The organism is Thiohalophilus sp. (assembly GCF_031581315.1).
Lineage (GTDB): Bacteria > Pseudomonadota > Gammaproteobacteria > UBA6429 > Thiohalophilaceae > Thiohalophilus.
The window spans coordinates 5,791-13,224 of record NZ_JAVLAZ010000069.1 but is presented as its reverse complement, the minus strand read 5'-3'; the positions used below and the strand labels follow the sequence as shown (position 1 = coordinate 13,224).

Here is a 7,434-nt window from a genome sequence, read left to right as displayed (position 1 = left end):
CTGGCAATGGCCACGGTAATCACGCCCAGCAGGGTATTGAGTCCCACCAGCATCCGGATCTGTCCGAGCTTCTGGCCGCCGGTTGGCCAGTCCTGTTGCAGGACCGCCTGTTTCAGTCGCCGGTAAGGGGCAAAGAAAACATGCAGGTAAATCAGAATCATAATGATGCCGAGGCCGTTCATCAGGTGGACGTAGATCGGGGCGTTGGCAAAGCCGCCGAACAGGGTAAACAGCATCCAGTAACCGGTCAGTGGCAGCAGAATGACGCTGGCCCAGACCCAGGGGAAAAATTTGCCGAAGGTGCCGACCCAGAGGGTTAATCTTGTCGGTGGTTCCAGCTGCGTGGCGGCGACCGGACGCAGACACATATAGGCAAAAAACATCCCGCCGACCCAGATAACGGCGGCGAGCATATGCAGGGCGATTAACAGGCTGTTTGTGTTCATATTCTTGACCTTATTGTTGGCTTACGTAGTTAGTGGTACGAAGACGTAGTGTTAAAAATTTTCATCCGCAAATGTACGCAAATACACGCTAATCTCACTGCAACAAATTAATAATTCGCGTTTATTTGCGTGCATTTGCGGACCATAACGAGTTCAGGTTTTTTGGTTTATCCTGAAGAATGATTATTCTTATCGCGCCACTTCCTCTCCCGGTGCATGGCTATCTATCCAGCTGTAGACCCGCTTGACCAGGGTATCGGCTCGCCCGTTGAAGAAATGGTCGGCCCCCATGATCTCAACCTGGCGGTAGTTATCGTTGCCGGCACGGGCGGCGCCTGTGGCCCGCTTTTTCACCGAAGCCATGACCCCGTCCAGATCCCGGCTGCCGTACAGATCGAGCACCGGAATAGTAATTTTCTCCAGGTTGGTGGCGTTGTCCATGATGTCGATATCGCTCTGGTTCATGCCGATACCGACGAAGGCCCGGATCGGATGGTCGGGATTGCTGGCCAGATAATGGGTACTCATCGCGGCGCCCATGCTGTGGGCGAGAATGACGATATTCTCGATTCCCTGTTCCCGCAGATAGTCGATGGCAGCGTTGAAACGCGGAGTCACCTCCGCGAACAGCGGTTCATAGTCCCGGGCGTCGGCCTGGTTTTCGAGGATCGGCATCTGGATCGAGAGGGTCATCCAGCCATGGTCGGGCAGCCGGCTGCGTAGTGGATGGATGACCTCCGGCCAGTTGGGGTGAGCGCCGATGCCATGCACGACGATGGCACCCCCTTTGGCTTCTTCGGTGGTGTGTTCGGTGGCCAGGGCCAGGATCGGCTCGTCGCCGGGTTCCAGCCAGAGGGCTTCGCCGACCATCAATGTGTCGACGATCTGATCCGCCCAGCGCTGTTCTTTGGCTTTGTCCGAGGCCGCCAGGAGTGGGCTGACCAGCGCGAAGCTTATCAATAAGGCGGTATACAAATTGCGCATCATAATCCCTTGTAATTAGAGGGGGTTTGTGCCCGCACCCGCCCTGGGAAAAATGCCAGGCGGGGCTCAAATCCGCAGTCATGTTGCCACAAAAGGCTGAAAAATCCGATCCAATCAGGTAAAGTCTGCGGTTCATTTTTCAGCAGGTCGCGCTACAGCGCGGCCGGCGACACTTTAATATAAACAAGCGAAGAGGCGAACCCATGGCCGATTATCAAATTGCCCCGTCCATCCTGTCCGCGGACTTTGCCCGCCTGGGCGAGGAAGTGGACAACGTACTGAAAGCTGGCGCGGACATTGTCCATTTCGATGTCATGGACAACCACTATGTGCCCAACCTGACCATCGGGCCGCTGGTCTGCGAGGCGCTGCGCAAGCATGGGGTCACGGCGCCCATCGACGTGCATCTGATGGTCAAGCCGGTGGATCGCATCATTCCCGACTTCGCCGAGGCCGGTGCCACTTACATCACTTTCCATCCGGAAGCGTCCGATCATATCGACCGCAGCTTGCAGCTGGTACGCGACAGCGGCTGCAAATCCGGCCTCGTGTTCAACCCGGCCACGCCGCTGGACTATCTCAAGCATGTCATGGACAAGGTCGACATGATCCTGCTGATGTCAGTCAACCCTGGTTTTGGTGGCCAGTCTTTCATTCCGGGGACGCTCGACAAACTGCGTGAAGCGCGCAAACTGATCGACGAATCCGGTTATGACATCCAGCTGGAAGTCGATGGCGGCGTCAAGGCCGATAATATCCGCGAAATCGCGGCAGCGGGGGCGGATACCTTTGTCTCCGGTTCGGCAATCTTCGGCAAGGGCCAGGACAGTGATCCCAACCGCTATGATTCCATCATCAAACAAATGCGGGAAGAACTGGCCAAGGCGGGTTAACCATAGGGCGGGAAAGTAACGCGGAGTTCGCGGAGCCGCAGAGGCGCGGAGAAAAATATAAAAAAGGGTAGGAGGGGCTTTCAGCCGCGATTCAATCTGTTTTGAAAGGTTGTTTATCGCCGATAAAATCGCCTCCCACATCTTGTTAATTTATTGTCTTCTCCGCGACTCCGCGTCCTCTGCGTTTTAATGCAGGAATCTGAAATGCTGAAAAAACCGGAAATGATCTTGATCGATGTGGACGGCACGCTGGTGGACAGTGTGCCGGATCTTGCTTATTGCGCGAATGAGATGATGAAACGGCTGGGCATGCCGGAACCCGGCGAGCCGAAGGTCCGTGAATGGGTCGGTAATGGTGTCGAGCGCCTGGTCCGCCGGACGCTGATCGGCCAGCTCGACGGCGAGCCGGACGACGCACTGTTCGACAAAGCCTATCCGATCTATCTGGAACTGTATGCTGAAAACACCAGCAAGCGCAGCAAGAGGTATCCCGGCGTCAAGGAGGGGCTGGAGTATCTCAAACAGGCCGGTTATCGGCTCGGTTGTGTGACCAACAAGGCGGAGCAGTTCACCGTGCCGCTGCTCAAGGCGCTCGGCCTGTATGATTATTTCGAGATCGTGGTTAGTGGCGACACTCTGCCGAAGAAAAAGCCCGATCCCCTGCCGCTGCTGCACGTGGCCGAGTTCTTCGGCGTCAAGCCGGAGCAGGCGCTGATGATTGGTGATTCAGTCAGCGATGTCACCGCTGCGCGGGCCGCCGGTTTCCAGATTGTCTGCATGAGCTACGGTTACAATCACGGAATCGATATCCGCGATGCCAATCCCGATGCGGTGATCGATTCCATGGCCGAACTGCCCGATTTACTCAAACAGGCGGCGCGCGGCGCAGCCTGAACGACAACTGTGATCTGAAGATGCCAAACCTGCTGAACAATACCGGTAACCGATGGCGCCACTGGTGAGGCAGTGACTGCGGTTTTTGGTATATGATGGCAACTCTTCAGGTGACAGTTTATGAACGAGACACAATTTCAGGCGTACGCCAAACAGGGCTATAACCGCGTCCCGCTGGTGCGGGAGGTGCTGGCCGATCTCGATACCCCCTTAAGTACCTATCTCAAACTGGCCCACGGGCCCTACAGCTACCTGTTCGAATCGGTGCAGGGTGGCGAGAAATGGGGCCGTTATTCTATCATCGGCCTGCCCTGCCAGACGGTCCTGCGCATTCACGGCCACGACATTCGTCTTTACCACAACAACGAGATCATCGAACAGGAGCAGGCCAGCGATCCCCTGGCCTGGATCGAAGCCTTTTATGCCCGCTACACGGTGCTTGAGGACGACCGGTTGCCGCGCTTCAACGGTGGCCTGGTCGGTTACTTTGGCTATGACACGATTCGTTACATCGAATCGCGGCTGGCAGAGTGTCCCAACGACGATGCACTGGGGTTGCCGGATATCCTGCTGATGGTCTCTGACGAGATCGTGGTGTTCGATAATCTCTCCGGCAAGTTATATGTCGTGCTCTACGTCGATCCGGGCCAGAGCGGGGCCTATCAACAGGGACAGGCGCGGCTGGACCAGTTGATTGCCCGCTTGCAGGAAACCCCGCCCCGGCCGCCCAAGACGCGTTCGCTGAAGATCCACGAAGACGATTTTGTTTCCGGCTTCACCCAACAGGGCTTCGAGTCGGCCGTGGAGCAGGCCAAGCAGTATATTGTCGACGGCGATGTGATGCAGGTGGTGCTGTCGCAGCGCCTGTCGATCCCCTACGAGGCGCAGCCGCTGGATCTGTATCGCGCGCTGCGTAGTCTCAATCCCTCGCCCTACATGTTCTATCTGGATCTGGATGATTTTCACATCGTCGGCTCCTCGCCGGAGATTCTGGTGCGGGTGGAAGACGAGACTGTCACCGTACGCCCGATTGCCGGCACCCGCCCGCGCGGCAAGACCGACGAAGCGGATCGGGCCCTGGAAGCCGAACTGCTCGCCGATCCCAAGGAGCGGGCCGAACACCTGATGTTGATCGACCTGGGGCGCAACGATGTCGGACGCATTGCCGAGACCGGCAGCGTCAAAGTGACCGAAAACATGGCCGTGGAGCGTTATTCACACGTCATGCATATCGTCTCCAACGTCACCGGCAAGATCCAGGCCGGTATGTCCAACATGGACGTGCTGCGCGCCACCTTCCCGGCCGGCACCGTCTCCGGCGCGCCGAAGATTCGCGCCATGGAGATCATCGACGAACTGGAGCCGGTCAAGCGCGGCGTCTATGCCGGCGCGGTGGGTTACCTCTCCTGGTCCGGCAATATGGACACCGCCATCGCCATTCGCACCGCCGTGATCAAGGACAAACAACTGCACATCCAGGCCGGCGCCGGCATCGTCCACGACTCCGTCCCGCGCAACGAATGGGACGAAACCATGAACAAAGGCCGCGCCATCTTCCGCGCCGTCGCCCTGGCCGAAGCCGGCCTGGACGGTGCGCACCGCTAGGCTGGTATATTTAACGCGGAGGACGCAGAGTCGCGGAGACGCGGAGGAAATCAATAATGCAAAGGAGTTGCATATGCACGAAAATGATCTTGCTGGAGAAATAATCGGTGCAGCAATAGAAGTGCATCGGATACTTGGTCCGGGACTGCTGGAATCAGCGTATCATGAATGCCTGAAACATGAATTCCGGATTCGAGGTATCAGATATGAGTCGGAGGTTCCAATTCCCCTGGAATATAAGGGGATGGTGGTTGATCAGGTTTATAGAACTGACTTTATGGTAGATAACAAGGTGGTTATCGAGCTGAAATCGCTAGAGGAAATTAAAGATATACATAAATCTCAGGTTCTAACCTATCTAAGGCTGACAGGCAGGAAACTGGGGTTGCTTATTAATTTCAGGACGTCATTGATTAAGAACGGTATATATCGTGTTGCAAATAAACTGTAGTTCTCTGCGCCTTCGCGCCTCCGCGTCCTCTGCGTTTTTCGCAGGGAGTATTCTATGTTACTGATGATAGACAATTACGATTCGTTTACCTATAACCTGGTTCAGTATTTCGGGGAGCTGGGTGTTGAGGTACAGGTTTATCGTAATGATCAAATTGCGCTGGATAAGATTGCCGGGTTGAAGCCGGAATACCTGGTGATCTCGCCGGGGCCCTGCACGCCGAACGAGGCCGGGGTGTCGGTGGAGGCGATTCGTCAGTTTGCCGGCAAGCTGCCCATTCTGGGCGTTTGTCTGGGGCATCAGGCCATCGGTCAGGCCTTCGGGGGCAAGGTGGTGCATGCCGGCAGCATCATGCATGGTAAGACCTCGATGATCCATCATTATGATCTCGGAGTATTCAAAGGACTGGACAACCCGCTGGAAGCGACGCGTTATCATTCGCTGGTCATCGATAAGAATTCATTACCCGATTGCCTGGAAGTCACCGCCTGGACCCAACAGGATAACGGCGAGCTGGACGAGATCATGGGCGTGCGACACAAAGAGATGGCTATTGAGGGGATTCAGTTTCACCCGGAATCGATCCTGACCGAACACGGTCATGATATGTTGCGAAACTTTCTGGAGCAGAACCGCTAAGCGTGGTGTACAGTCCAGAGCGAGAATCTGCCGGGCTGATACAGGATTGTTGTGGGAGGGGCTTTTAGCCGCGACCTGTTCCATTACCAGAGGCCGGTCGCCGATGAAATCGCCTCCCACAGTTTTGGAGCGTGTAGGTCACATTGGCGATAGCCTATGTGACAGGTGTTGGAGCAAAAGTTGTCAGGTAGCGTTGCGCGCAACCTGACCTATGGGGCTGATACAGGATTGTTGTGGGAGGGGCTTTTAGCCGCGACTTGTTCCTTTAGCAGAGGCCGGTCGCCGATGAAATCACCTCCCACAGTTGGAGCGAGTAGGTCACATTGGCGATAGACTATGTGACGTATTCCGGAACGAGAATTGTCAGGGAGCGCTATGCGCACCCTGATCTACGTTTGGATAGAAAGGTTCTAGCTGCTAGTTACTAGTATCTAGCCTCTTTTGAAATACTGGTTGCACGTTTCGGTGTAAACAAACAAAACAAGCAAAAGAAAACACTATACCAGGAGACACCAGATGGATATGCCAACGGCAATCAAGGCGGTGACTGAAAACCGCGATCTGACCGGCGAGGAGATGACGCAGGTGATGCGCCAGATCATGACCGGTGAGGCAACGCCGGCACAGATCGGCGGTTTTCTGGTCGGGCTGCGCATGAAGGGCGAGACGGTGGATGAGATCGCCGCCGCGGCCGGGGTCATGCGCGAGCTGGCAACCCGGGTCTTGGTTCAGGGCGAGCATCTGGTCGATACCTGCGGGACCGGCGGTGATGCAGCCAGTACATTTAATATTTCCACTGCCAGTGCCTTCGTCGTAGCGGCCGCCGGCGGCCAGGTGGCCAAACACGGCAATCGCTCGGTTTCCAGCCAGTGTGGCAGTGCCGATGTCCTGGAGGCGGCGGGGGTGAACCTGGATTTGAGTCCCGAGCAGGTGGCGCGCTGTGTCGATGAAACCGGTGTGGGTTTCATGTTCGCGCCCAAACACCACAGTGCCATGAAACATGCCATCGGGCCGCGCCGCGAAATGGGCGTGCGCACGATATTCAATGTCCTGGGGCCGTTGACCAATCCGGCCGGGGCGCCTTATCAGGTACTCGGAGTCTTTTCCGAACGCCTGCTGGTCCCACTGGCCGAGGTTCTGAAAAAGCTGGGCAGTAAACATGTGCTGGTGGTACATGCCGAAGACGGTATGGATGAGATCAGCATCGGGGCCCCGACCCACGTGGCGGAGTTGAAAGACGGCGAGATCAGCAGTTATAGCATTACCCCGGAACAGTTCGGCCTGCAGCGCACGGATGTGGCGACCCTGAAAGTGACCACCGCCGAAGAGTCGCTGCAGATAATTAAAAACCTGCTCAACAACCAGCCCGGGCCGGCCCGGGATATTGTCCAGCTCAATGCCGGCGCGGCGATCTATGCCGCCGATCTGGTACCGAGTCTGGAGGCAGGCGTCAAACGTGCCGCCGAAGTCATCGCCGACGGTTCCGCCGCCGCCAAACTCGATGAACTGGTGAAATTGTCCC

At 56.5% G+C, this 7,434-nt stretch carries 8 protein-coding genes; 6 read left to right on the top strand and 2 right to left on the bottom strand.

Annotated features, from left to right (window positions below):
• Together RI563_RS10085 and RI563_RS10080 are read right to left on the bottom strand one after the other, a co-directional pair.
• Positions 1–446, bottom strand: a 446-nt coding sequence (locus RI563_RS10085) for a CopD family protein (RefSeq protein WP_310694252.1), incomplete at its 3' end; no start/stop codon positions are given.
• 189 nt (positions 447–635) lie between these two features.
• Complete coding sequence (locus tag RI563_RS10080) at positions 636–1,433, bottom strand: alpha/beta fold hydrolase (protein WP_310694251.1); 798 nt, start codon at positions 1,431–1,433, stop codon at positions 636–638.
• 200 nt (positions 1,434–1,633) lie between these two features.
• Here RI563_RS10080 and rpe point away from each other — a divergent pair, with 200 nt between their 5' ends.
• The 6 genes from rpe to trpD all read left to right on the top strand — a co-directional run.
• Positions 1,634–2,323, top strand: coding sequence for a ribulose-phosphate 3-epimerase (rpe, locus tag RI563_RS10075; RefSeq protein ID WP_310694250.1), 690 nt, complete (start codon positions 1,634–1,636; stop codon positions 2,321–2,323).
• 204 nt (positions 2,324–2,527) lie between these two features.
• Entirely contained in the window at positions 2,528–3,217 is a 690-nt protein-coding gene (locus tag RI563_RS10070) for a phosphoglycolate phosphatase (protein ID WP_310694249.1), read from the top strand.
• A 120-nt stretch (positions 3,218–3,337) separates the two neighbouring features.
• Positions 3,338–4,822 (top strand): anthranilate synthase component I, encoded by a 1,485-nt coding sequence (gene trpE, locus RI563_RS10065; RefSeq protein ID WP_310694248.1) that lies wholly within the window; start codon positions 3,338–3,340, stop codon positions 4,820–4,822.
• Positions 4,823–4,895: 73 nt separating this feature from the next.
• Positions 4,896–5,273 carry a GxxExxY protein gene (locus RI563_RS10060; protein ID WP_310694247.1) on the top strand — a complete coding sequence of 126 codons (378 nt, stop codon included), beginning with the start codon at positions 4,896–4,898 and terminating at the stop codon, positions 5,271–5,273.
• Positions 5,274–5,327: 54 nt separating this feature from the next.
• Positions 5,328–5,912 carry an aminodeoxychorismate/anthranilate synthase component II gene (locus RI563_RS10055; RefSeq protein WP_310694246.1) on the top strand — a complete coding sequence of 195 codons (585 nt, stop codon included), beginning with the start codon at positions 5,328–5,330 and terminating at the stop codon, positions 5,910–5,912.
• A gap of 516 nt (positions 5,913–6,428) precedes the next feature.
• On the top strand, positions 6,429–7,434 hold a 1,006-nt coding region (gene trpD / locus RI563_RS10050), incomplete at its 3' end, for an anthranilate phosphoribosyltransferase (protein WP_310694245.1).

Excerpts from the sequence above, each read along its gene's own strand:
- RI563_RS10070 (WP_310694249.1), top strand. The coding sequence starts at position 2,528 with ATGCTGAAAAAACCGGAAATGATCTTGATCGATGTGGACGGCACGCTG.
- trpE (WP_310694248.1), top strand. The coding sequence starts at position 3,338 with ATGAACGAGACACAATTTCAGGCGTACGCCAAACAGGGCTATAACCGC.
- rpe (WP_310694250.1), top strand. The coding sequence starts at position 1,634 with ATGGCCGATTATCAAATTGCCCCGTCCATCCTGTCCGCGGACTTTGCC.
- RI563_RS10055 (WP_310694246.1), top strand. The coding sequence starts at position 5,328 with ATGTTACTGATGATAGACAATTACGATTCGTTTACCTATAACCTGGTT.
- RI563_RS10060 (WP_310694247.1), top strand. The coding sequence starts at position 4,896 with ATGCACGAAAATGATCTTGCTGGAGAAATAATCGGTGCAGCAATAGAA.
- RI563_RS10080 (WP_310694251.1), bottom strand. The coding sequence starts at position 1,433 with ATGATGCGCAATTTGTATACCGCCTTATTGATAAGCTTCGCGCTGGTC.